We start from the raw sequence: 25,284 nt of genomic DNA, 5'->3' as shown, positions 1-25,284 counted from the left end.
CGATGGGCGGTACACCGCGCCACACCCCTGCCGCACGATGAGGCGATGGATGTCCAGCCTGTTCCCTACCCCTTCGGGGACGCCGTGGCGCTGCTGCCCCACCCGCGCTTCGCCGAACTGCGGAAGTCCGGCGCGCCGGTGCGTGTCACGATGCCCTACGGCGGTGCTGCCTGGCTGGTGACGCGCTACGAACAGACGCGGTTCGTGCTCTCGGACGCGCGGTTCTCCCGCGCCGCCGCGGCCGGGGCGGATGTGCCGCGCGGGCGGCCCGGCTTCGAACCGGCGGGCAACCTGCTGGCCATGGACCCGCCGGAGCACGACCGCGTCCGGGCGCTCGTCGCCAAGGCGTTCACCGGCCGGCGGGTGGAGCTGCTCCGGCCCCGGATCCAGGAGATCGTCGACACGCTCCTCGACGGCGTCAGCCCGCCCGTGGACTTCGCCTCGGCGGTCGCGTGGGAGCTGCCCGTCCTGGTGATCGGCGAGCTGCTCGGCGTTCCGCCGGGCGAACGGCGGATGGTGCGCGAGTGCACCGAAAAGCTGGTCGCCTCGGGCGGATCCGTGACCGCCGCGGACGTCGCGGATGCCCGCGGGAAGCTGGCCGGCGCGCTGCACACCCTGATCGCCCGACGCCGGGACGAGCCCGCCGACGACCTGCTGACCGCGCTCGTCGCGGCCCGCGACGAGGAAGACCGCCTGACGGACCACGAACTGCTCATGCTCGGCGTGGCGCTGCTGGCCGGTGGCCACGAGACCACGGCGAACCTCACCGGCAGCATCCTGGTCGAGCTGCTGTCCGACCGCGACCGGTGGACGGCCCTCGTCGCCCGTCCCGAGCTGATCCCGTCGGCGGTGGAGGAGCTGCTGCGGTTCGTGCCGCTGGCGACGGTCGCGGATTTCGCCCGGATCGCCAAGGAGGACCTCGAAATCGGCGGCCAGGCCATCCGGGCCGGCGACGCGGTCCTGGTCCAGCTGGACTCGGCCAACCGCGACGAGTCGGTGTTCCCCTCGGCCGGGGAGCTGGACTTCGGCCGCAAGGTCAACCACCACGTCGCGTTCGGCTTCGGCGTGCACCACTGCGTCGGCGCGCCGCTGGCGAGGCTGGAGCTGCACGTCCTGCTCTCGACGCTGGTCCGGCGCCGGCCGGGCCTGCGCCTCGCGATCTCCGCGGCGGACATCGAATGGCGCCGCGGTGGTTTGCTGCGCGGGGTCTCGAGCCTGCCCGTCACCTGGTGACGCCGCGGCGCTCCAGGAGGTATCGGGCCAGCTCGGCGACGGTGGGCCGGTCGAAGACGACGGTGGCGGGCAGGTCGATGCCCGACAACCCGGTGAGCCGGGTGCGCAGCTCGATCACGGTGAGCGAATCGAACCCGAGCTCCGGGAACGGGCGGTCGTCGGCGATCACGGCGGCGTCCTCGTGCCCCAGGACCGCGGCGACCTCCGCGCGCAGCAGCTCGCGCAGCTCCGGCTCGGCCGGGTTCTCCGGCCAGCTGGACCGCACCGAAGCCGAGCGGACGGCCGAAGCCCCGGTCGGCGGCGCCATCGACGCCGCCGGATCGAACCGGACCGGCACCAGCACCGGTTCGGCCGAGCCGAGCGCCGCGTCGAACAGCGCCAGGCCCTGCTCGGCGGTCAGCCCCTCGACGCCGGACGCCTGCATCCGCCGCCGGGCGGTGGCCGAGATCCGGTCGCCGAGACCGGTGCCGAGCTCCCACAGTCCCCACGCCAGCGACAACGCGGGCAGCCCCGCCGCCCGGCGGCGGGACGCCACGGCGTCCAGCACCCGGTTCGCGGCCGCGTAATTGGCCTGCCCGGCCTTGCCGAACACCCCGGCGATCGAGGAGAACAGGATGAAGGCCGTGAGCGGCAGGTGCCGGGTCACCTCGTCGAGGACCAGCGCCGCGTCCGCCTTGGGGCGCAGCACGACGTCCAGGCGTTCCGGCGTCTGGGCCGCCAGCACCCCGTCGTCGACCACGGCCGCGCTGTGCACGACCGCCGTCAACGGTGGATCGCAGCTGCCGACCAGCCCCACGACGGTGGCCCGGTCCGCGACGTCGGCCGCGACGATCCGCGCGTCCGCCCCGAGTTCCCGCAGGGACGCGAGCAGGTCCCCGGCTCCGGGCGCCGCCGGCCCGCTCCGGCTCACCAGCAGGAGGTGCCGGACGCCGTGCTCGGTGACGAGGTGCCGGGCCAGCACCGCGCCGAGCGCTCCCGTCCCGCCGGTGATCAGCACCGTCCCGCCCGCGTCGATCGGGTGCGCCGGCGCCGGGGCGGCCCGCGTGATCCGCAGGACGTGCGGAACTCCGTCGCGCACGGCGATCTGCGGCTCCGCGCTGCCGCCGGCGAGGTCCGCCACCCGCGTCACCGGGAAGCCCGGCTCGAGGTCGACCATGCTGATCCGGCCCGGGTGTTCCGCCGCGGCCGCGCAGCCCAGTCCCCACGCCGCCGCGGCGGCCGGGTCGGGATCGGGGCCGGTCGCGTTGCGGGTGACCAGGAGCAGCCGGTCGCGGCCGCCCTGCCAGTCGTGGAGAACGGCGAGCGCGTGGCCGGCCACCGCGCGCACGTCACCCGGCGCACCGGCGATTTCCACGGTCCGCACCGGTTCCGCGGCCGCCACCGGCGACATCGGAATCCACTGTGGACGGTAAAGCATCGTTTCGGGGGCCGCCATCGGCCGGGTCGTCAGGGTTTCGATCCCGGCCGTCGGGTTCCCGGCTTCGTCGTACAGCGTGACCCGGACCGCGCCGACGCCGAGCCGGACACCGTGCACCCTGGCCCGCCGCGCACCGGGCGCGTAGACCTCGACCCCGCTCCAGAGGAACGGCACCCGCTGCCCGGCCGCCGGCCCCTCGGCCAGCGCGGTCGCGTGCACGGCCGCGTCCAGCAGGACCGGGTGCAGCTCGAACCGGCCCCCGACGTCCGGCGGCAGCTCGACCTCGGCGAAGAACTCTTCACCGCGCAGCCACAACCGTCGCACGGCTTGGAAAGCGGGCCCGTAGGCGTGCGCGCGGTAGGCCTCGGCGACGTCGGCTGCCACGGCCCCGGCCGGCGGCCACGCCTCGCTCCAGGCAGGCGGGAGCGGGCCGCGCGGGCGCAGCTTCCCCCCGGCGTGCTTCCGCCAGTGCTCGTCGTCGCGGGCCCGGGCGTAGACGTCGATCCGCGGCTCGTCCACGACGACCTGGACGTGGACGTCCTCGCCGTCGTCCAGGCGGAGCGGGGCTTCGATCACGAGCTCCTCGACGCCCGCTCCGCCCGCGTGCAGAGCCAGCTCGGCGAACAACGTCCCGGGCACCAGCACGGATCCGCCGACGACGTGGTCGGCGAGCCACCGGTGGCGGCGGACGCCGAGCGAGCCGCCGTGCACGACCCGCGGCGAGTCGGGCGCCGCCAGCGCCGGACCGAGCACGGCGTGGTCGCCGGTCTGTTCCGGAGCCGGCTGGTCCAGCCAGTACCGGGTGCGCTTGAACGGGTACGTGGGCAACGGCGTGATCCGCGCGCCCGAGCCGGCGAACACCGCGGGCCAGTCCACCCGGACGCCGGCCGTGTGCACCGCGCCCGCCGCGGCCAGCGCCCCGAAGCCCGACATCCTGGCCGACGTCATCGGCATGACGTCGGCGGCCAGGCGGCCGAGCGTCGGCGCCGGGCCGATCTCGAGGCCGATGGCCGGCCCGGAAGCCGTCGCCGTGTCGAGCGCGTCGGCGAACCGCACCGTCGAACGAGCGTGGCGGCGCCAGTGGCCCGGCTCGATCTCCTCGACCGGTTCCCCGGTCACGCACGAGACGAGCGGGAGGGCAGGACGGTGGTGCGGCAGTCCGGCGGCGACCTCGTGGAACTCGTCGAGCATCGGGTCCAGCAGCGGTGAATGGAAGGCGTGGCTGACGCGCAGGAGCGTCCCGCCGCCGAAGCGATCGGCGAGCGCCGTCGTCGCGGCTCTCTCCCCGGAGAGCACGACCGTACGCGGCCCGATGACCGAGGCGATGGCGACGGCGCCGCCCACGTGCGGGGCCACGTCCGCCTCGGCGGCCACCACGGCGATCATCACCCCGTCGCCGGGCAACGCGGCCATGAGCCGGCCGCGCGCCGCCACGAGCGTTGCCGCGTCCGCCAGCGACAGCACGCCGGCGACGTGCGCGGCGGTGATCTCCCCGATCGAATGGCCCAGCAGGACGTCGGGGCGCAGGCCCCACGACTCGAACAACCGGTACTGCGCGACGCCGAAGGCGAACAGCGCGGCTTGCGCGTGATCGGTTCGGTCCAGCGTTTTCCCGCCGGCGAAGGCGACATCGCGCACGTCATCGCCCAGGGCTTCGCACGCCTCCTCGAAGGCGTCGGCGAACACCGGGAACCGCTCGGCCAGCTCCCGGCCCATCCCGGCCCGCTGCGCGCCCTGCCCGCCGAACACCACGGCGAGCCGGGTTCCGCTCCGGACGGTCCGGCCGGGCACGCGCCCTTCGGCGACCGCTCGCAGGGCCTCCCGGTTCGCCGCGGGCACCAGCACGCGGTGTGCGAGCGGCGTCCGCCGGGCGAGGGTGTAAGCGACATCGACGGTGTCGGGGGCCTCGGCCAACCCGGCCGCGACGAGCCGGAGCGCGTCGCCGTCCGCGGCGCTGAGCAGCCAGGGCGCCGCGGGGAACGGCCGCCGGGCCGGCGGCTCCGGCGTCGGTGCCTCTTCGACGATCACGTGCGCGTTGGTGCCGCCGATCCCGAAGGCCGACACCCCCGCCCGGCGAGCCCGGTCCGTGTGCGGCCACGGCCGGGCCTCCGCCAGCAGCTTCACCGCGCCGGACGCCCAGTCGACGTGCGGGCTCGGCTCGGCCGCGTGGAGCGACGCGGGCAGTTGCTCGTGCTGCAGCGCCGTCACCACCTTGATCACGCCGGCGATCCCGGCGGCGGCCTGGGTGTGGCCGATGTTCGACTTCACCGAGCCCAGCCAGAGCGGCTCCCGGCGCGGGCCACGCCCGTACGCCGCCATCAGCGCGTCCGCCTCGATCGGGTCGCCCAGCGGCGTTCCCGTCCCGTGCCCTTCGACGGCGTCGACGTCCGCCGCGGTCAGCCCCGCGTCCGCGAGCGCCGCCGCGATGAGCGCCTGCTGGGCGCGTCCGCTGGGCGCGGTCAGGCCGTTCGACGCGCCGTCGGCGTTCACCGCGGTGCCGCGCAGCACGGCCAGCACCGGGTGCCCGTTCCGGCGGGCGTCGGACAGCCGTTCCAGCAGGATCACCCCGGCGCCCTCCGACCACGCCGTGCCGTCGGCTCCGGCCGCGTAGGACCGGCACCGGCCGTCCGGGGACAGGCCGCGCTGCCGGCTGAAGGCGAGGAAGGTCCGCGGGGTGGCCATCACCGTGGACCCGCCGGCGACCGCGAGCGAACACTCCCCCTCGCGCAGCGCCTTCACCGCCAGGTGCAGCGCGACCAGCGAAGACGAGCAGGCCGTGTCGACGGTGAGAGCCGGTCCGGTGAGCCCGAAGGTGTAGGAGATCCGGCCCGAGGCGACCGCGTGCGAGGAGCCGATGCCCAGCCACGCCTCGAGCTCGTGATGGCTGGTGAACCGGCTCGCGTAGTCCTCGTTCATGACGCCGACGAACACACCCGTGTCGCTGCCGCGCAGTGTCGCCAAGTCGACACCGGCCCGCTCGAACGCCTCCCAGGACGTCTCCAGCAGCAGCCGCTGCTGCGGGTCGGTCGCCAGCGCCTCCCGCGGCGAGATGCCGAACATCCCGGCGTCGAAGTCCGCGAAACCGTCGAGGAACCCGCCGCGGCGGGTCACCGAGTGCCCGATCCGGTCCGGGTCCGGGTCGTACAACCCCGCCACGTCCCAGCCGCGGTCGGCGGGGAACTCGCTCGTCGCGTCCACCCGGTCCGCCACGAGCCGCCACAGGTCCTCCGGCGAGCGCACGCCACCGGGGAACCGGCACGCCATCGCCACGACGGCGATCGGTTCCGCGGACTTCGCCGGGCTCGCGCGCGGCGGCTCCGCCGGGCTCGCCGAGGCGAGCCGCGTCAGCTCGGCGATCACCGCACCCGGCGTGGGGAAGTCGTAGATCAGCGAGTGCGGGACGGGCACGCCGGTCAGCGCGGTGATCCGGTGCCGGAACTGCACGCCGGCCAGGGAAGACAACCCGAGGTCGGTGAAGGGCCGGTCCCGCCACCCGTCGCCGCCGTCGTGCCCGCAGAGGGCCGTCAGCTCGGCCCGCACCACCGCGGCGAGATCCCGCTGCTCCGGCGCGCTCGCCATGGCGTGCCGCTTCGGTTTGCCCGACGCCGTCCGCGGGATCGAGTCGACTTGGAGGTAGGCCACCGGCACCTTGTGGAGCGAAAGCCGGCCGAGGCAGCGGCGGCGCAGCTCCTCGGCGTCGAAGCCGTCCGGCCCGGCGACCACGAACGCCACCGGCACCTGCCCGACGACGTCGTCGGGCCGGCCGGTGACGAGGACTTCCCGCACCGACGGGGACTCCTCCAGCACGGCCTCGATCTCGGTGGGGTGGACGTTCTGGCCACCGCAGACGATCACGTCGTCGACCCGGCCGTCCAGCACCAGCCGGCCGCCGTCGAACCGGCCGGCGTCACCGGTGCGGTACCAGCTGTCCCGCAACGGCGACCCGGGTTGCCCGTGGTAGCCCAGCATCAGTCCCGGGCCGCGGACGAGCACTTCCCCCGCGTCGATCCGGACCTCCATGCCGGGCACCGGGACCAGTCCCGGTTCGCCGGGGCGCTCCATCGCGAGCTTCCCGCCCGTCTCGGTGCTCCCGTAGCCGTCGACGAGCGGCAGGCCGAACAGCTCCCGGACCGCGGCGCGGGTCGCCGGCGTGCACGGCGCACCGCCGGTCAGGCACAGCCTCGGCGAGACGACCGGGCCGTCGGCTTCCTGGCGGAGCCGCAGGTAGGTGGCCGGCACCCCGGCGAGCACGCAGCCCGGGTACTGCGCGAGCAGCTCCGGCGAGCAGCCGTCGGCGAGCCGGGTGTGGGCGCCGAGCGCGATCGTGGCGGTGAAGGCGAGCGACAGGGCGTAGGCGTGGTGGACCGGCAGCGGCCACACCACGGTGTCACCGGCCTCGATCCCGAACACGGGGACGTAACAAGCGGCGGTCGACCACAGCATCGCGCGTTGCGAGAGGAGAACGCCTTTCGGCCGTCCGGTGGTGCCGGAGGTGTAGAGCAGCCAAGCGGGCTCGTCGAGCCCGAGGTCGTCCCGCGGCGGAGCCGCCGCCGGCGGCGGCTCCTCGGCGAAGAGAACCCGCAGGCCCGGCCGGCTCTGCCGCAGCCGTTGCGCCATCTCGGCATGCCGCGACTCGGTGATCAGGAGCGTCGCCCCCGAGTCGTCGGCCAGGTGGGCGAGCTCGGCTTCGGTCGACCGCACGCTCACCGGCACGCCGACGGCCGCCGCCCGCAGCACCGCCAGCAGGGCCACGACGAACTCGACCCGGCTGCCGACGTGGACCAGCACGCGATCGCCCCGGGACACGCCGAGCCCCGCGGCGAAGTCCGCACTGGCGCGGGCCAGCTCACCGTGGGTCAGCGTCCGCCGGCCGTCGGAGTAGGCAGGGCGTCCGGCGGGGTGCGCGGACAACGACGTCAGCAGCGGCCTGATGAACTCGGTCCGGATTTCCTCCACTGCTCCGGGTATACCGCAACCGTCCGCCCCACCGCCCCCACCGCGTCCGTTCGGGCACCAAGACTGCCTCGGGTGATCACCGCGGCTTCGTCGGCGGGGTGGTGCCGGTCCGTTCGTCGCCGTAGCTCAGCCAGGTTCCGATCGGGGGACGCTGCCCGACGCCCGGACGGCCGTAGTCGCACACCCCGTCCGGGAACGCCGCCCGCAGCCGCTGCCGGTCCGCGGCGGTGAAAGTGACCGGGTAGTCGCGGAAGTCGAGCGGCTTCAGCCGGCACTTCAGCACGTCGAGGGCCAAGCTCTCCCCCGCGACCATCCGGGTGTCGGCCGCCACCGGGTACTGCGCGCCGCACCGGCCGCTCGCCGGGTACGTCAGCTTCTCGGTGATCCGTGACGCGGCGGAGAGGTAGCACCCGTCGCCGAGATCGCCCGGCCGGTTCGCCAGCACTTTCTGCCGGCGGCTCCGGTGCGAACGGTCGGCGTCGATCGCGGTCAGCCAGCGGTCCATCGCGTCGAGCTCGTAGACACCGGCCGCCGCCGCTTCGGCGGCGGTGGCGTGGTTTTCGATGATGACCTGGTTGTCCGCGGTGCCGTTGGCCCGCAGAAGCCGTTGCCGCATCACATAAGACCACTCGGTGGTGTGGACGTCGTTGCCGAACCCGGCGAGGTCGAGATCGGTCCGCTGGTCGATGATCGGCGTTTCCCGCAAAGCCTGCGACGCGGAGTTGACGATATCGTCGGCATACACCGCGTCGAGCGCCTTCGGGTCGGCCGCGATCCGCTGCGGCACGGGTGTTCCGGTGTAATCGAGGCCGCCGATGCGGGCATTGAGGTCGGCGAACTGCGCCGCGGTGATCGTCCCGGCCTTCAGCGCGGCCAAGCCGTACTGCACGCCTGTGGTGTCCAGGGGGCCGCGCACGAACCCGGTCTCCGGGTCCCGCCCGAGCTGGTTGGCCAGCTGCTCGTTCAAGTTGCACTTCACCCCGCGCGGGTTCGTCACCGGATCCCACCGCACCGGAACCGGGATGGCCACATCGCAGCTGTCGGTGGCGGTTGCGCGGTTGGCGAAGATCTTGTCCCAGGAGACGCAGGTGTCGTAGCTGGCGAAGCCCGCAACGGCCTGCTTCTGCGCCGCGGTGAACGACGCGCCCGGCCCGGCGAAGTACCGCTCCAGCAGGCGGCAGTCCGACACCGGGCCGCCCGTGCTCAGCGGGTCCGGGAACGAGACGCCGGGGATGATGCCGTCGACGATGCCCGGGTAGTTCTCCGCGATGTCGTACTGCTGGATCGCCCCGCCCGAGCCACCCCAGCCGATGGTGTGCGTCACCGGGCCGTAGGTCTCGATGAAGTGCTCCTTGACCATCATCGCCGCCTCGGCCGAGATGATCGGGCTGCAGTTGTTGTCGAGCACGTTCAGGGTCGACGACGCGACCGCGTAGCCCTGGGCCAGGAACAGGTCGTTGACGACCCCGCCGGTCGAGCTGCCCTGGTGGTAGCCCGCGTTGCAGCCGCCCCCGAAGGTGTAGACCAGCTTTCCGTTCCAGCTGTGCTCCGGCGAGACGGGCGAGGGCGCGCCGTCGTAGAGCGCCGCCATCTCGTAGACGGCGCGATCGATCGTGCCGCGTTCGACGCGGACCACGTACGGCACCGCGTGCGCGCCGACCGTGGCCGTCGCGAGGTCCGCGGGCCGGCTCGCCGGATCCGCCAGCGGTGCGAACGTCCCGGCGGTCGTGCGGTACTGGTAGCTCACCTGGGTCGGCGCACCGCAGAACGGCTGCGACGCGGCGGGCAGGCCGAACGCCTGGGTCTCGCAGTAGAACGGGAGCTGCTGCGCGCCGGAGAAGACGGGCCCGGTGATCGGGTGGTTGGTGACGCGCAGGTGCGCCCGCCGGTCCGGGCCGCGTCCGCTCGTCCGGGCGCTCAGGTCGTTGACGCCGTCGCGCAGGCCGCTCACCAGGCCGAGCAGGCTGCCGTCCGGCTGGGCGTGAAAGCTCGAGGTGACGTCGTGGCCATTCGCGCTGACGTCGACCGACCCGGCTCGCTGCGGCGAGACGACCCTGACCAGGACCTGTCCCCCGCTGACGAGCGCGGGGCGCGGGTTCGACACCGTCTCGATCGTCAACTGCCGCCATGGCGGCGTATCGGGAGCGGCCACCGCGGTCGCGGTCCCCAGCAGGAGGACAGGTGCGGTCAGGGCCGCGACCAGGGTGGACGAGCGCACAGCACGGTTGGCCACCAGACACTCCGGTCGTTCGTGGCATCGCGTCGTCGCGACACCGGGCTGCTGCCGGTATAGCACCTGCGGCACGCCCGGAACAACGCCCGGAGTGTCTGGTGGCCGGTGTCAGCCGAGACTCCACCGCTGGTTGCTGCCGCCGTTGCAGGACCACAGTTCGACCAGGGCGCCGTCGGCGGTGGAAGCACCGGTCACGTCCAGGCACAGCCCGGACCGGGCGGTGACGGTGCCGTCGGCGTTGACGTTCCACTGCTGGTTGGCCTGGCCGTTGCAGGACCAGACGATCACCTTGGTCCCCGGCGTGGTGCCCTGGCCGCTGGCGTCCAGGCACAGCGGCGTGCCGGCCGGTGTGACGGTCAGCTGGGCGGCGGCGGTCCGCGTCCAAGCCTGCCCGGCCCGGCCGTCGCACACGCCGATGGTCACCTGCGTGCCCGGCGCGCCGGACGAAGGCGCGGCGAGGCACTTGGCCGCGCCCACCGCGTGCAACGGGCCGGTGTTCCCGTCTCCCGGTGGTGTGCTGCCGGGCACGTACGGGCACTTGGGCGTGTAGATCGAGATGGATCGGGGATCGGGGGGCGCCGGGCACAGGAAGGGCGGGTACCGGGTGTCACTGTCCAGGAAGGTTTTCAGCCACGGGATCAGCAGTTTCATCTCGACGTTGTTGGGATGGGTGTAGTAGACGTGGTCGGCGCCGGCGATCTGGGCGAAAACGCTCTGCGTCGAGGCGGGCATGGTGGCGTAAAGACCGCTGAGGTAGGACGGCGTGACCACGGAGTCGTTCTGCCCACCGAGCACCATCGTCGGCACCCGGTCCGTGGCCAGCGACAAGTTGCCCACCGGTGAGCCGGGCGCGAGCCCGATCGCGGCCTTGAGCGCGGGCCGGCGTTCCGCCGCGAGCAACGCCCCGGCCCCGCCCGCGGAATGGCCGAGCACGGCCAGCCGGTCCGGGTCGACCCGGTCGCGCACCGGGCTCTGCGTCGTCAGGTAGTCCAACGCGGCCAGCAGCTCGGTGCCGCGGGCGTCGGCGCTGTCGGTGCGGGTGCTGGTCTCCACGCCGATCACCACGAACCCGAACGAGGACAGCCACGGCCCCATCCACGCTTCCTCGTCGGCGAACAACGCGGAATAGCCGGGCACGATCGCCAGCGCACCCCAGGTACCCAGGCTGGTGTCGGTCGGGTAGTACACCCGTCCACCGTTGAACCCGTGACCCGCCGGCACGCTCGCCGACGCCGTCGCGAACGGACCGGTACTCGATTCGATCATCGCCACCGTCGGATCGGGGCCTCGCTGGTACGGATTGCCCGGCGTGCTGTCCCGCGGCCGGGCGAGGGCTGGCCCCGCCGCGAGCGCGGCCACCGTGGTCATCGCGGCCAGGATGGTCACGATGAGCCTGGTCGCCCGGGCCGTCGTCGCGACTCGTCGCATGCTCGCCTCCAGGGCCGAGGGAAAAGTCCGCCTCAGGGTGACAAGACGGCTCCGCAACTTCAAACGACCGCGCACCGGTGGCACCACCTCCCTCCCGCACGCCATCGGATCGCCGCTGGTCACCCGATCGTTTCGAGCCGTTCGCCGTCGCGTGATCACCCGGCCACGGCGGGAAAATTTCATCGGCGAGCCGGAATTCCCCGCTGTCGCGGGTTCCCGGTGCCGGGCTCATTTCGCGAGCAGGGTGAGCAGCCGCGCCACCTCGTCGCGGACCGCGTCGCGGGCGGGGGCCAGGTAGCGGCGGGGGTCGGTGAGGGCCGTGTGCGTCCCGAGCGTCGAACGCACGGCTTCGGTGAGCACCTGGTTCAGCCGCGTTCCGATGTTGACCTTGACGATGCCGCTCGCCACCGCCCCGCGCAGTCCCTCGTCGGGAACGCCCGAGGAACCGTGCAGCACCAGCGGCACCGGAACGCTCCGCGCGAGCGCGGTGATCAGCTCTTCGTCCAGCACCGCGCTGCGGTCGGCCATGGCGTGCGACGAGCCGACGGCCACGGCGAGGGAGTCCACGCCGGTCGCGGTGACGAACTCCCGGGCCTCGGCCGGGTCCGTGCGCACGCCGGGGGCGTGGGCGCCGTCCTTGCCGCCGATCTCGCCGAGCTCCGCCTCGACCCGGCAGCCCGCCGCGTGGCAGCGTTCGGCGACGGCTTTCGTCCTGGCCACGTTCTCGGCGTAGGGCAGCGCGGCGGCGTCGAACATGACGGACGTGATGCCCAGGTCGAGCCCCTCGCGGATCAGCTCCTCGTCCTCGATGTGGTCGAGGTGGACCAGGACCGGCACCGTCGCGGTCCCGGCCAGCCGCAGGCAGGCGAGCGCGAACGGCGCGAGCGAACCATGGTAGCGGACGGCGTTCTGCGAGATCTGCAGGATCACCGGGAGGCCGCTGCGCTCCGCGCCGGCCACGACGGCTTCCGCGTGCTCGATCAGGATCGCGTTGAACGCCCCGATCGCGCGCCGCTGCGTTCGCAGGTCGTCCAGCAAGGCGGCCCAGTTCATCGCATCCTCTCCACTTTCACGGCACGAATCCACTTTTCCCTGGCCGCGACGTCGATCTCGCCGGCGACCGGCCGCAGCACCGCGGCGGCCGACGTCGCGACCACGTCCGCCAGCGCGACCGGCCAGTCCACTTCGGACGCTGTCAGGTGCATGGCCAGCGCCGCGGCTCCGGCGTCTCCGGCACCGGCCGGGTTGCCGGTGACGACTTCGGCGGGCCGGGCGCGCCAAGCGCCCCCGGCAGTCACGGCCATCGCGCCTTCGGGGCCCAAGGTGGCGACCACCGCCGGGGCTCCCGCGGTCACCAGGTCCTGACCGGACCCGGCCAGGTCCGCCAGCTCGTCTTCGTTCGGCATGAGCACGGCTCCACTGCCAGCGGCCTCGCGGAGGGCGGCACCGGAGACGTCGGCGATGACCGGCACGTCGTGCCGGACGCACAGCCGAGCAAGCTTCGCGGGAACGTCGGCGGCCAGCCCGGCGGGCACGCTGCCGGAGATCACGACGGCTCCCGCCCCGGCCGCGAGCTCGGCGCGAAGCGCGGCGACGATGCCCGCTTCCGCGGCCTCCCCGGCCGGAAAGCCGTTCTCCTGCAGCATCGTCGTCCCGTCGGCGGGCGTCACCACCGCCACGGTCCGGCGCACCGCGGGCAGCGCCCGGACCAGCCGGTGCGCGAGGCGCAACTCGTCCAGCCCGATCCGGAACTCGTCGGGTGCCCGGGTCGTGGTGAGCGCCAGCACCAGGCTCTCGCCCCCCAGTTCGCGGACCACCGCCGCGACGTTGACGCCCTTGCCGCCGGCGCGGGCCCGGACGTCCGGCACCCGCACGGTCTCCCCCACGCGCAGCGCGTCCACCCGGTAGGTCACGTCGATGGCGGGATTGAGGGTGACCGTGACGATCCGCGGCGTCATGACACCGCGCTGCCGGGGACCAGCTCCGTGGACTTTTCCGCGCGGTACACCATCAGGGTCGAACCGGCGAGGGCCAGCACGATGCCCGCGATCTGGAACCCGGTCGGCGCGGCGCCGAAGAACAGCAGCGACAGGACGATCGTCAGCACGGGGGCCAGCGCGTTGGTCACCGGCGCCACGATCGACGCCTTGCCCCGGCTCATCGCCATCACGAGGAACAGCGCGCCGACCGCGTTGAGCAGCTGGGTCCCGGCGGTGAGCGCGGGCGCCTGCCACGGGAACCCCAGCGGGAGCCCGCCCATCATCAGCACGGCGACCGGGATCAGCAGCAGCCCGCTGATCGTCATCCAGCCGAACGTCGACGCGTCGTCCACTCCGGCGAGCGCGGCCTTGCGCATGAAGAACGCCTGGACACCCCACGCCACGCAGACTCCGGCGGCCAGCACCAGGTAGAGCCACCCGCTGTCCCCGCCGTCCCCCGTGGAGACGGAGAACAGGACGACGGCGACCAGCGCGAGCACCACACCGGCCCACGACCACCCGCCGAGCCGTTCCCGCAACGCGGCGAACGCCAGCAGCACCGTGACCGCGGGCGAAAGCGCGACGATCGGGAAGATCACGTACGCCGGTCCGCTGGTGAGGGCCTTGAACAGCAGCAGCTGGCCGCCCGCCCCGGTGAGCCCGATCAGCAGCCCGTACCCGGCGGCGACACGGCCGCGGTCGAACTTCTTGCCGCGCAGCGAGAACCACGCGGGCACGAGCATGGTCAGCGCCCAGACCACGTAGACCATCGGGTCGGGGTAGGCGTAGAGCTTGGTGGGCAGGCTGGAAAAGGCCCCCCACACCCCCCAGAACACCACCAGCAGTCCCGCGTACGGGATCCAGCTGTTCGCGCGGGTGAACGACATGTCGGCTCCTCAGCGAGGCAGGGACGCGGCCGGGTGGACTTGCCCGGCCCGCAACGGGTGTCCGTGCAGGCGCGCCGCGTAGAGCGCGGCACCGATGTGCGGTTCCAGCAGGGGCGCACGGAGGTCGTACTCGAGGGACAGCGCATCGCGGAACGACGACAGCACGTGCGCCGACCCGAACATGCCGCCGGAGTAAGACACCGGAACCCGTTGTGCGGCACCGAATTCGAGAGCTTCACGACCGACGTCCACGAGCAGCGCGAGCTCACGCCCCGCCTCCCGGAGGATTCCGGTCGCGACCGCGTCGCCGGCCTCCGCCGCCTCGGCCACGACCATGCTCAGCTTCGCGACCTTGCCCCGGTCGCCGTGCCACTGGTTCACGACGACGTCGATCGCGTCGAAATCGGCGGCGAGGCCGAGCGCCTGGCGCATTTCCCCGACCAGCGGACCGGCGGGCAGCCGCCCGTCGACCATGCGGCTGAACGCGTTCAGGCCCTGGATCGCGACCCAGTAGCCGGAGCCTTCGTCACCGAAGAGCTCGCTCCAGCCACCACCGCGCCACTGCCGGCCGTCGTGCTCGCCGTAGGCGATCGAGCCGGTGCCGGCGACGACGTTGATGCCGTCGATCGCCCCCAGCGACCCGGCCCAGCCGCAGATCATGTCGTTGCCGCAGCGGTAGTTCCCCGAACCGAGGATCCCGGCGGGGACCGCGTCGAGCACCGGCACGTCGGCACTGATCTCCCCGTAGGCGGGCAGGCCGAAGAAGGCGTACGTGATGTCCGGGACCGCAATGCCCCCGGCCTCGCACACTTCGCCGATCCCCTGGCGCAACAGGGGTTCCACGATCTGCAGGCCTTCGCTCAGGTAGTACACGCTCGCGGTCCTGGCCTCCGCGACGACCCGGCCGTCGAGATCGACCAGGCAGAACGCCGTCTTCGTCCCCCCACCGTCGACACCGAGGAACATCAGCTCACCTCCGCGGGATCGAAGTCGTGGATGACCACGCCCTGCACGACGCGGTTCACCTCCCCTTCGGGGAAGGGGTTGTCCGGGGTGACGCCCAGCGCGACCGAGCACGCGAGCGCCGTGGTCTGCGCCGCGATCACGGCCAGCAACGCGTAAGCGGCAAGGGGGATGCCGGGGGGCGAGGGCACGGGCCAGACCCGGGCGCCGCCGAACTCTTCTGCGTCGTCCCCGCCCACCACGACCACCCGCTCCTCGCCGAGGGACTGCACCAGCTCGCGCGCGATGTCCCCGTCGTACCGCCGCGCGTGCGGATCGGTGGAGCGGAAGACCACGGCGATGGTGCGCTCGTCGAGCACCGACTTCGGTCCGTGCCGGAAGCCCAGCGCGGAATCGGCGATGCCGACCACCTCACCCCGGGTCAGCTCGAGGCACTTGAGCGCGGCCTCCCGGGCCAGCCCGCGAAGCGGCCCGGAGCCGAGGAACACCAGCCGGGACGGCTTGGCGCCGGAAATCGACGGCGCGTGGTCCGCGGCACCGTCCAGCACCGCCGTCCCGGCGCGCGCCAGCGCCTCGACGTCGACGTCCACGCCGAAGGCGAGCAGGGCCGCCAGCGCCATCCCGGTGAACGACGAAGTCATCGCGAATCCGCGGTCGTTGACCTCGTCCGGCAGGGCCACCACGACGGCGTTCCCGGCACCGGACCACCGCCGCGCCAGCTGTCCGCCCGGGTCGCAGGTGATCACCAGGTGCCGCAGCCCGGGCGTCAGCCGGTGCAGCAGGTCCGCCGCCGCGACGGACTCGGGACTGTTGCCACTGCGCGCGAAGGACACCAGCACGATCGGTCGGTCGTCCACGACCACGGCGAGCGGATCGGCGACGATCTCCGTCGTCGCGATCGCCTCGACCGGACGGCCGAGGTGCCGCGCGAGATCGCGGGCCACGACCTCGCCGATGAACGCCGACGTACCCGCACCGGTGAGCACGATCCGCCGTCCGGGGAGCCCGATCAGCTTCTCGATTTCCGGTCGGGCCCGCCGCACGGCCTCCGCCACCCGGAGCCAGGTGGCGGGCTGCTGCCCGATCTCCCGCGCGGTCCGGCTGTCGCCGGACCACCGCCCGCTGCTGTGCATAGGTTGCTGCCTCCGATTTCCGCGACGTACTCCCGGAGACTCATCCGCTGCCCGTGCCAGGGGCAAGGTTCGGTGTCCAAATGCGCATTCGGATTGAGCGTTTCGCCGGCTGTCGTAGGCTCGGCCCATGGCCACGCGGAAGAGGAGCACCACCCGGGCCGAACGGCTCTCGGAGATGTTGCGGGTGCTCGCGGACACCGGCTCGTTGCACGTGGGCGAGCTGTCCACCCGGTTCGGCGTCTCCTCCGCCACGCTGCGGCGCGATCTGGCCAAACTGGAGGAACAGCGGCTGCTGACCCGCACCCACGGCGGCGCGCGGCCCCGGGGGCGCACGCACGAGGTGCCGCCGCCCTACCGGGAAAACCGCTCCCGGGACGCCAAACGCGCCATCGTGCACGCGGCGATCCGCACGCTGCCGACCGGGCCGCACGTGATCGCCCTGACCGGCGGCTCCACCACGAGCGAACTCGCCAGGGAACTGCCCGGCCGGGCGGACCTGACGGTGGTCACGAACGCGTTGAACATCGCGATGGACCTCGCCCTGCACCCGCGGCTGAAGCTGGTCGTCGTCGGCGGGGTCGCCCGGCCCCAGTCCTACGAGCTGGTCGGCCCCTGGGCCGAGCACGTGCTGGCCTCGATCAGCGTCGGCACGGCGTTCGTCGGCGTGGACGGCATCGACGCGACGGCGGGCATCACCACGCACGACGAGAACGAGGCCCGGACCAACCGCGCCATGCTCGGCCGCGCCCAGCGGGTGGTCGTGCTGGCCGACGGCAGCAAGCTCGGGCGCACCACCCTCGCCCGCATGGGTGACATCCAGGACGTGCACGAGGTCATCACCGACGCCTCCGCCGCGCCCGGCGCGGTCGCGGCGATCCGCCGGGCCGGGGTCCGGGTCACCGTGGTCGAGGTCGGCTCCGCCCAGGACCGCTGAAACGCTCATCGCGAATGCGCGTTTCGTTGACCGCGGTGGTCGTCCTGCCTACCTTTCGCCGACAACAGCCCCGACGATGATGGAGTCCGGATGAAGCGTTCTCTCCCCGTCCACGGCAAGCGATTCGCTTCTTTCACCGCGGCAGGCGCGCTGGCCGTCGGCACGCTCACCGCGGTCGCCACACCGGCCTCGGCCGCGGTCACCCTGCCCCCGCAGGCCGCCGGGTTCGACTACCAGATCGGCGGCGCCTACACCCCGCCGGCCGGGGTCCAGATCGTCAGCCGCGACGTCTCCGCGGCCCCGGCGAGCGGCAAGTACAACATCTGCTACCTCAACGCTTTCCAGGCCCAGAAAGGCCAGGACGGCGACTGGCCGAGCGACCTGCTGCTCCGCGATTCCAGCGGCAACAAGGTCGTCGACCCGGACTGGCAGGAAACCCTGCTCGACCTGCGCACCGCCGACAAGCGCAGCCGGGTGGCGGCCAAGGTCGGCGGCTGGATCGACACGTGCGCTTCGAAGGGGTACCAGGCGATCGAGCCGGACAACTACGACAGCTACAGCCGGTCCGAGAACCTGCTCACCACCACGCACGCGCAGGAGTACATCAAGCTCCTGTCCGCCCGCGCGCACGGCAAGAACCTCGCCATCGCCCAGAAGAACACCCCGGAGCTGGCCGGCAACCGGGTCGCCAACGGCCTCGACTTCGCCGTCACCGAAGAATGCGGTGAATACGAGGAGTGCGCCGACTACGCCGGCCCCTTCAACAACCGCGTGGTCGACGTCGAGTACACCGCTTCGGGCATGAGCAAGGGCTGCCCGGAGTGGAAGAGCAAGATCAGCATCGTCCGGCGTGACCTGTACGTGGTGCCCCAGGGAACGAGCGGGTACGTCCGCAAGACCTGCTGACACGCACCTTGACACGTTCGATCACGCTCGCTTTACTGCTGTCCACGTCGGAACGAACACCCGGCGTCAGAGGTATGCCCAGCCGGTATGTCGGTTCTCCCGCGAGCCCGGACTGAGTCGCCAGGACCCGCTGGTGGTCCGAGGCGGGGTCGTGCCCACCATCATCCGGAGTTTTCGATGATGTCTTTCCCGTTCCCCGGCAAGACCCGCTGATGGACCGCCGCGGATTCCTGCGCGGCGCCGGCGGACTGGCCCTCGGTGCCGCGCTGGCCGGCTGCGGCCCGGCGCGGGCCACCGGAGGCCCGGTCACGGTCGAGATCTGGCACGGCCAGACCGACACCGGCAAGAAGGTGCTCGACACCCTCGTCGCGGACTTCCACCGGTCCCACCCCGGCATCCGGATCGACCTGGGCGGCGGCGTCCTCGCCGACGCGATGCTCCAGAAGATCACCGCGGCGCTCGCGTCGGGGTCCTTCCCGGACATCGCCTACGTCTTCGGCTCGGACCTCGCCAGCGTGGCGCGCAGCCCCAGCGTCGTCGACGTCACCGACCTCGTCGACGCCGGTCCCGGCTTCTGGGCCCCGGCCCGGGAAGCGGTCACCGTCAACGGCCGCGTCCGCGCGGTCCCGGCGCTGCTCGACTCCCTGGCCGTGGTGTGCAACAAGGCGCTGTTCGCCGGCGCCGGGATCCCGCTGCCCGCCGCGGGCTGGACGTGGGCCGACTTCGTCGCCACCGCGAAAAAGCTCACCGACCCCGGTAGCGGCACCTTCGGCACCGCCTGGCCCGCCACCGGCGACGAGGACACCGTGTGGCGGCTGTGGCCGATGGTGTGGGACCTCGGCGGCGACGTCATCGGCGCCGGCGGCCGCGGCATCGGGTTCGCCGACCAGGGCGTCCGTGCCCTCGAAGTCCTCCGCGACCTCGCCGGGGCGCACGCGGTCTACCTCGACCCGAAGACCGGCAGCGAGCAGATGTACCAGGCGTTCCAAGCCGGTCACATCGGGATGGTCGCGACCGGTCCTTGGCAGCTGCCTGACATCGCCGACGCCGGGATCGACTACGCGGTCGTGCCGCTGCCGAGCTTCGGCCGCCGTCCGGTCACCATCTCCGGCCCGGACACCTGGACGCTGTTCGACAACGGCGAAGAACGCGTGGCGGCGGCCCGCACCTTCCTGTCCTGGCTGGCGGACCCGGCCCAGGACGTCCGCTGGGACGACGGCGCGGGCAGCCTCCCGCTGAGCCGCCGGACGCAGCAACTGCCCGCCTGGGAAGAGAAGACGGCCGAGACCCCGGGCCTGCCGGTCTTCGTCGACGCGCTGGAGAACGCCCGCGTCCGGCCCGTGCACCCGGCCTACCCCCAGGTGTCGGCGGCGCTCGGCACCGCGATCGTCGCCGTGCTGCTCGGGCGGGCGACCCCGGCCAACGCCATGCGCGACTGCGCCGCGGCCGCGAACGCCGCCCTGATCATTCCGCGATAGGGAGCCGCCATGCCCGGACTGCCGAGGCCCATCACCGTGCCAAGCCGAGGCTCCGCCTCGGGCCGGGGGCTCCGCCACCCGGAACCCCCGAAAAGCTCAGTCACCCCCGTACAACACCGGCGGCGCCGCGAAACCGCGGCCGCGTGGGCCTACGTCTCCCCCGCCGTGCTCATCATCCTCGGCCTCGGCGTGGTGCCCGTGCTCTGGTCGCTCGTGCTGTCCTTCCAGGCCGACGACCTGGTGACCCCGAGCCGTTGGGTGGGCCTGGACAACTACGCCGCGCTCGCCCAGGACCCGCACTTCGCCCAGGCCGTGGGGAACACCGTGCTGTACACGGCGTTATACGTTCCGCTCAGCATCCTGTTCGGGTTCCTGCTGGCGCAGGCGCTGAACCGGCGCATCCGCCTGGTCGGCGTCTACCGGACGCTCGTGTTCGTCCCGTTCGTGCTGTCGGCGACGGCCCAGGGCGTGCTGTTCTCCTTCATCCTCGACCCGCAGTTCGGCGCGGCCAACTCGGCTCTGCACCACCTCGGCGTGTCGCCGCAGGGGTTCCTGACCGACCCGGCGCAGGCGCTGCTGGTGCTGGTCGGCATCACGCTGTGGAGCGGCACCGGGTTCTGCGTCGTGGTGTACCTGGCCGCGCTGCAGGACGTCCCGCCGTCGCTGGTCGAGGCCGCGCGGCTGGACGGCGCCGGCACGTGGCGCGTGCTCCGGCACGTGACGCTGCCCGCGGTCACCCCGGTGACGGCGTTCCTGGTGCTGTGGCAGCTGATCACGTCGCTGCAGGTGTTCGACCTGGTCTACGTGACGACCAAGGGCGGCCCGCTCGGCTCGACCACGGTCATCGTCTACTTCGTCTGGGAGCAGGCGTTCAAGGACTTCACCGCCGGCTACGGCGCGGCGTCGGCCTACGTGCTGGCGCTGGCCCTGCTGGCGGTCGTGGTCGCCGTTCGCGTGCTGCGCCGGCCCGGGAAGGCGCTCCGATGAAAACACAGCCGATACAGCCGGCCCGGCCCGCCCGGCTCGACGTACCCGCGACCCGCGCCGCGCTGCCCGTGCTGCGCCGGCCCCGGCTGCCCTTCAGCCCCTGGCACCTGCTGCTCGTGCCGCTGGCGCTGCTGTTCGCGGCGCCGTTGGTGTGGCTGCTGCTCAGCTCGGTGATGAGCAACGCCGAGATCAACCGGTTCCCGCCCGCGCTCTGGCCGTCCCATGTGGACTTTTCCGGGTACCGCTATGTCCTCGAGAACGCGCTTTTCCTGCGCTGGTTCTCGAACTCGCTGATCGTCTCGGCGGTGACCGTGGTGTCGAACCTGCTGTTCGGCACGCTGGGCGGGTACGCGTTCGCGCGGATGCGGTTCACCGGCTCGCGGGCCCTGCTCGCCCTGATGGTCGCGACGATGGCGATCCCCTTCCAGCTCACCATGATCCCGACGTTCCTGGTGATGAAGGAGCTCGGCCTGATCGACTCCCTCGGCGCGCTCATCGTGCCGTCGCTGGTGACGCCGTTCGCGGTGTTCCTGCTGCGCCAGTTCTTCCTCTCCCTGCCGCGGGAGCTCGAAGAGGCGGCGTGGATCGACGGCTGCTCGCGGTTGCGCGTGCTGTTCACCATCGTGCTGCCACTGTCGCGGCCCGCGCTGAGCACAGTCGCCGTGCTGACGTTCCTCAGCACGTGGAACGACCTGACCTGGCCGCTGATCGCGGTCAACCACGACACGACCTACACGCTGCAGCTGGGGCTCACGACGTTCCAGGGCCAGCACCACACGAACTGGGCCGCGGTGATGGCGGGCAACGTCATCACCGTGCTGCCCGTGCTGCTGGCCTTCCTCGGCGCGCAGAAGACGTTCATCCAGTCGGTCACCTCCAGCGGCCTCAAGGGCTGACTTCGCACCAATCGGATCGGATTTTCGATGACCACCAAGATCACCTTCGTCGGCGCGGGCAGCGTCGTGTTCACCCAGGGCCTGCTCGCCGACCTGTTCGCCTACCCGGAGCTGGCCGGCGTGCACGTCGCCCTGCACGACATCGACCCGGACCGGCTGGCCACCGCCCTGGCCGCGGCCCGGCGGATCGCCGAAGTGCGGGGCGTCAAGCCGGTCCTCACCGCGCACGCGGACCGCCGGGAAGCCTTGTCGGGCGCGAACTTCGTCGTCAACATCGTCCAAATCGGCATGGGCGCGGCGACGCGCACCGACTTCGAGGTCCCCGAGCGGTACGGCGTGCGCCAGACCATCGGCGACACGCTCGGCATCGGCGGGATCTTCCGCGCGCTGCGGACGTTCCCCTTCCTCAAGGAGCTCGGAGCGGACATCGCCGACGTCTGCCCCGAGGCGTGGCTGCTGAACTACACGAACCCGATGGCGATGAACGTCCAGTACCTGAGCGAGGCCACCGGGCTGACGCGGGTCGTCGGGCTGTGCCACTCGGTGTACTGGACCGTGCACGGGCTCGCCGAACTCGTCGGGGTGCCGTTCGAGGAGGTCACCTACGTCGCGGCCGGCGTCAACCACCAGGCTTGGGTGCTGCGGTTCGAGCACGCGGGCGCCGACCTCTACCCGCGGCTGCGGGAGCTGGCCGAGTCCGACGGGCAGCTGCGGCGGCGCGTCCGGTTCGACATGCTGCGGCGGCTCGGCTACTACCCGACGGAGACCAGCGAGCACTCCGCCGAGTACGTGCCCTGGTACCTCAAGCACGACACCGAGATCGAGCGCCTGCGCCTGCCGATCGGCGCCTACCTGGGCATCGTGGCGGAGAACGAAGCCGAGTACGAGCGGACCCGCCGGGCGATCGCGGCCGACGAGCCGCTGCCCGTCGAAGGCACCGGCGAATACGCGCCGCAGATCGTCCACAGTGTCCTCACCGGCACCCCGCGGACCGTCTACGGCAACGTCGTCAACCGGGGCCTGATCGAAAACCTGCCGTCCGGCGGCGTGGTCGAGGTGCCGTGCCTGGCCGACGGCACCGGCATCCGGCCGACCCGGATCGGCGCGCTGCCACCGCAGCTGGCCGCGCTCAACCGGACGTACCTGAGCGTCAACGACCTCGTCGTGCGCGCGGCCGTCGAGGACGACCCGCACCACATCCGCCACGCGGCGATGATCGACCCCGCCACGGCGGCCACGCTGCCGGTCGAGCGGATCTTCGAGCTGTGCGACGACCTGGTCCGCGCCCACGGCGACCGCCTCCAGCCCGCCCTGCGCGCGGTCCTCGGCCGCTGACCCGCGGCTTCCGGTGAACCGGGACCGGCGGCAGGCGGGGAATCGCCTGGCCGCCGAGTCCCGCTCCCGCACACCGGCCGGGGCAGCGCCCCGCGCCGCCGTGTTCCGCTGCCTGGTGACCGACGCGGCCGGGAGCATGGCCTCCACCCCCACCGTCACGGTCACGTTCGAGCAGGAGTGGGGCGACTGACCCGGCCGCTGATTCGCGGTCGGCAACCGGGCGGCGGTGAAATTTTCCCGAGGCACTGAACCAAAAACGCCGGTCGGTTGGATACCCGCTCACCGGTCTTGTCGACGGCCAAGAGTTTACGCTACGGTTACCTGGGAGCGCTCCCAGTCCGCGGGCTCAATGCCTGCTGCCTCGCATTCCGTGAGAGAGGAACACCATGCGAGATACCGCGGGAAGGAAGCGCACGGTCCCCCGCTCGGGCCTCCGGGCGGTCTGCACAGTGGTACTGGTGGGCGTCGGTGTCGTGCTTCCGGCACCGGTCGCGTCGGCCGCCACCGTGGACACCGACGCCTCGTACGTTTTGGTCAACCGCAACAGCGGCAAGGCCCTGGACGTCTCCGGAAGCGCCACTTCCGAGGGCGCCAGGATCACCCAGCGCACCCGGGACGACCGCCCTTCGCAGCAGTGGCAGTTCGTCGACTCCGGCGGCGGCCGGTACCGCATCAAATCCCGGCAGAGCGCCATGGTCCTGGGTTTTCCCTCCACCGCCGACCGGGCCGGCCTGGTGCAGGGCACCGATGCCGGCCGCGCCGGTCAGCAGTTCCGGCTGGCCGACTCCGCCGGCGGGGACATGCGCCTGCTCAACCGGGCCAGCGGCAAGGCCGTGGACGTGCTGGGCTCCTCCACCGCCGACGGCGCGCGGGTCGTCCAGCTGCCCGACTCCGGCGGCGCCAGCCAGCGGTGGCAGCTGATCAAGCTGAACGCCGACACGACGCCACCGACCGCGCCGGCCAACCCCCGCACCGCGAACCTGACGTGCACCGGCGTGACGTTCTCGTGGTCGGCGTCCTCCGATGACGTCGGCGTGGCCTTCTACGACGTCTACCACGACGGGCAGCTCATGACCTCGGTGCCGGGCACGGCCCTGTCGGCCGAGCTGACCGTCGTACCGGGGGCCGCCTGGGGCCTGTACGTCAACGCCCGCGACGCCGCGGGCAACGTCTCGCAGGCCAGCCCCACGGTTCCCATCAGCGTGCCGCAGTGCCAGGCCGACACCGAACCGCCGACCACCCCCACCGGCGTGACGGCGACCGCCTCGGGCACCACGGTCACCGTGCGCTGGACGCCGGCCACCGACAACGTCGGCGTCACGGGCTACGAGGTGCTCCGCGACGGCACCGTGGCCGGCTCGGCCGGCGGCGCGGCCACGACTTCGTTCACCGACAGCGGCCTGGCCGCGAACACCCGCTACCAGTACCAGGTGCGGGCGCGCGACGCGCAGGCCAACCGCTCGGCTCCGAGCGCACCGGTGGCGGTCACCACCGGCGCCTCCTGCGCCACGGCGCTGTGCTCGGTCACCAGGGTCACCACCGAAACCGACCTGCCATGGGGGCTGACCACCCTGCCCGACGGACAGGTGCTCTACAGCCGCCGCGACACCTTCGAGATCGTCCGCCTCGACCCCGCCACCGGCACGAAGACCGTCGTCGGACGGATGCCGAACGTGGCGGGAACCGACGGTGAGGGCGGGGTCCTCGGCCTCGCCGTGGCCGCCGACTTCGCGAGCGACCCGTGGCTGTACGTCATGCACACCAGCTCGACCGACAACCGGGTGGTGCGCGTCCGCTACACCGGCGGCGTGCTCACCGGCACCCCGCAGGTGCTGCTCACCGGCATCCCGCGCAACAAGTACCACAACGGCGGCCGGCTGCGCTTCGGGCCCGACGGCAAGCTCTACATCTCGACCGGTGACGGCCAGAACGGCGACTGGGCCCAGGACCTCACCATCCTCGCCGGCAAGGTCCTGCGCATCAACCGCGACGGCACCGTGCCCTCGGACAACCCCTTCGGCAGCCCGGTGTGGAGCTACGGCCACCGCAACCCGCAAGGCCTGGCCTTCGACTCGCAGGGCCGGCTCTGGGAACAGGAGTTCGGCAACTCCGTCATGGACGAGACCAACCTGATCGTCCGCGGCGGCAACTACGGCTGGCCCCGCTGCGAGGGCACCACGGGCAGCTGCGGCGAACCCGGCTTCATCGCACCCAAGCACACCTACCCCGTCGCCGAGGGTTCGTGCAGCGGCATCGCCGTGGTCCGCACCGGCCTCTACATCGCCTGCGAGCGCGGAACGCGGCTGTACCGGGCCGAAATCTCCGGTGACAGCCTGACCGACGTCCAGCAGTACCTCAACGGCACGTACGGGCGGCTGCGCACCGTGGAGCCGTCCGCCGACGGCGGCTTGTGGCTGACCACCAGCAACTACGGCGACAAGGACAGCATCCCGAACAACAGCAACGAAAGCATCCTCAAGGTCGAGCTCGGACGGTGAACTGCGGCCGCGGGCCGGGAC

17 protein-coding genes are annotated in these 25,284 nt (G+C 72.6%); 9 read left to right on the top strand and 8 right to left on the bottom strand.

Annotation, left to right across the window (positions count from 1 at the left end; genetic code table 11):
* Positions 1 to 45: 45 nt before the first annotated feature.
* Positions 46 to 1,233, top strand: coding sequence for a cytochrome P450 (locus ACFVYA_RS36495; protein WP_387051583.1), 1,188 nt, complete (start codon positions 46 to 48; stop codon positions 1,231 to 1,233).
* Here the strand turns inward: ACFVYA_RS36495 and ACFVYA_RS36490 are convergent.
* The 8 genes from ACFVYA_RS36490 to ACFVYA_RS36455 all read right to left on the bottom strand — a co-directional run bounded on the left by ACFVYA_RS36490 (position 1,223) and on the right by ACFVYA_RS36455 (position 16,229).
* Entirely contained in the window at positions 1,223 to 7,606 is a 6,384-nt protein-coding gene (locus ACFVYA_RS36490) for a beta-ketoacyl synthase N-terminal-like domain-containing protein (RefSeq protein ID WP_387051581.1), read from the bottom strand. The two genes, ACFVYA_RS36495 and ACFVYA_RS36490, sit on opposite strands and share 11 nt — an antisense overlap.
* 76 nt (positions 7,607 to 7,682) lie before the next feature.
* Entirely contained in the window at positions 7,683 to 9,839 is a 2,157-nt protein-coding gene (locus ACFVYA_RS36485) for a DUF6351 family protein (RefSeq protein WP_387051579.1), read from the bottom strand.
* Between the two features lie 108 nt (positions 9,840 to 9,947).
* Positions 9,948 to 11,267 carry a ricin-type beta-trefoil lectin domain protein gene (locus ACFVYA_RS36480; protein WP_387051577.1) on the bottom strand — a complete coding sequence of 440 codons (1,320 nt, stop codon included), beginning with the start codon at positions 11,265 to 11,267 and terminating at the stop codon, positions 9,948 to 9,950.
* Positions 11,268 to 11,495: 228 nt separating this feature from the next.
* Positions 11,496 to 12,320, bottom strand: coding sequence for a class II fructose-bisphosphate aldolase (locus ACFVYA_RS36475; RefSeq protein ID WP_387051576.1), 825 nt, complete (start codon positions 12,318 to 12,320; stop codon positions 11,496 to 11,498).
* A complete protein-coding gene (locus ACFVYA_RS36470; protein WP_387051574.1) occupies positions 12,317 to 13,225 on the bottom strand; it encodes a 1-phosphofructokinase family hexose kinase in 909 nt (302 codons plus the stop codon). The genes ACFVYA_RS36475 and ACFVYA_RS36470 overlap by 4 nt, the downstream gene beginning before the upstream one ends.
* Complete coding sequence (locus ACFVYA_RS36465; protein WP_387051572.1) at positions 13,222 to 14,133, bottom strand: DMT family transporter; 912 nt, start codon at positions 14,131 to 14,133, stop codon at positions 13,222 to 13,224. The genes ACFVYA_RS36470 and ACFVYA_RS36465 overlap by 4 nt, the downstream gene beginning before the upstream one ends.
* A 9-nt stretch (positions 14,134 to 14,142) precedes the next feature.
* Entirely contained in the window at positions 14,143 to 15,099 is a 957-nt protein-coding gene (locus ACFVYA_RS36460; RefSeq protein WP_387051570.1) for an N-acetylglucosamine kinase, read from the bottom strand.
* The gene (locus ACFVYA_RS36455; protein ID WP_387051569.1) at positions 15,099 to 16,229 is read right to left on the bottom strand and encodes an SIS domain-containing protein; all 1,131 of its coding nucleotides are present in this window, start codon (positions 16,227 to 16,229) and stop codon (positions 15,099 to 15,101) included. Before ACFVYA_RS36455 ends, ACFVYA_RS36460 begins: the two co-directional genes overlap by 1 nt.
* 127 nt (positions 16,230 to 16,356) lie before the next feature.
* On the opposite strand from ACFVYA_RS36455, the gene ACFVYA_RS36450 reads away from it, so the two are divergent.
* The 8 genes from ACFVYA_RS36450 (at position 16,357) to ACFVYA_RS36415 (ending at position 25,263) form a co-directional block, all read left to right on the top strand.
* Positions 16,357 to 17,163, top strand: a complete 807-nt coding sequence (locus ACFVYA_RS36450) for a DeoR/GlpR family DNA-binding transcription regulator (protein ID WP_387051567.1) — start codon at positions 16,357 to 16,359, stop codon at positions 17,161 to 17,163.
* A gap of 90 nt (positions 17,164 to 17,253) precedes the next feature.
* Entirely contained in the window at positions 17,254 to 18,069 is an 816-nt protein-coding gene (locus tag ACFVYA_RS36445) for an endo alpha-1,4 polygalactosaminidase (RefSeq protein ID WP_387051566.1), read from the top strand.
* Between the two features lie 212 nt (positions 18,070 to 18,281).
* Entirely contained in the window at positions 18,282 to 19,547 is a 1,266-nt protein-coding gene (locus tag ACFVYA_RS36440; RefSeq protein ID WP_387051564.1) for an ABC transporter substrate-binding protein, read from the top strand.
* A 165-nt stretch (positions 19,548 to 19,712) separates the two neighbouring features.
* Positions 19,713 to 20,534 (top strand): carbohydrate ABC transporter permease, encoded by an 822-nt coding sequence (locus ACFVYA_RS36435; RefSeq protein WP_387051562.1) that lies wholly within the window; start codon positions 19,713 to 19,715, stop codon positions 20,532 to 20,534.
* Positions 20,531 to 21,430 (top strand): carbohydrate ABC transporter permease, encoded by a 900-nt coding sequence (locus ACFVYA_RS36430; protein ID WP_387051560.1) that lies wholly within the window; start codon positions 20,531 to 20,533, stop codon positions 21,428 to 21,430. Before ACFVYA_RS36435 ends, ACFVYA_RS36430 begins: the two co-directional genes overlap by 4 nt.
* A 27-nt stretch (positions 21,431 to 21,457) precedes the next feature.
* A complete protein-coding gene (locus tag ACFVYA_RS36425; protein ID WP_387051559.1) occupies positions 21,458 to 22,765 on the top strand; it encodes an alpha-glucosidase/alpha-galactosidase in 1,308 nt (435 codons plus the stop codon).
* 13 nt (positions 22,766 to 22,778) lie between these two features.
* On the top strand, positions 22,779 to 22,955 hold the full coding sequence (locus ACFVYA_RS36420; protein ID WP_387051558.1) for a hypothetical protein: 177 nt from the start codon (positions 22,779 to 22,781) through the stop codon (positions 22,953 to 22,955).
* Between the two features lie 196 nt (positions 22,956 to 23,151).
* Positions 23,152 to 25,263 carry a PQQ-dependent sugar dehydrogenase gene (locus ACFVYA_RS36415; protein ID WP_387051556.1) on the top strand — a complete coding sequence of 704 codons (2,112 nt, stop codon included), beginning with the start codon at positions 23,152 to 23,154 and terminating at the stop codon, positions 25,261 to 25,263.
* The last annotated feature ends 21 nt before the right edge of the window (positions 25,264 to 25,284 follow it).

Source organism: Amycolatopsis sp. NPDC058278, from assembly GCF_042881395.1.
Lineage (GTDB): Bacteria > Actinomycetota > Actinomycetes > Mycobacteriales > Pseudonocardiaceae > Amycolatopsis.
The sequence above is the reverse complement of the archived record's forward strand: the minus strand, read 5'-3'. Positions and strand labels throughout refer to the sequence as shown.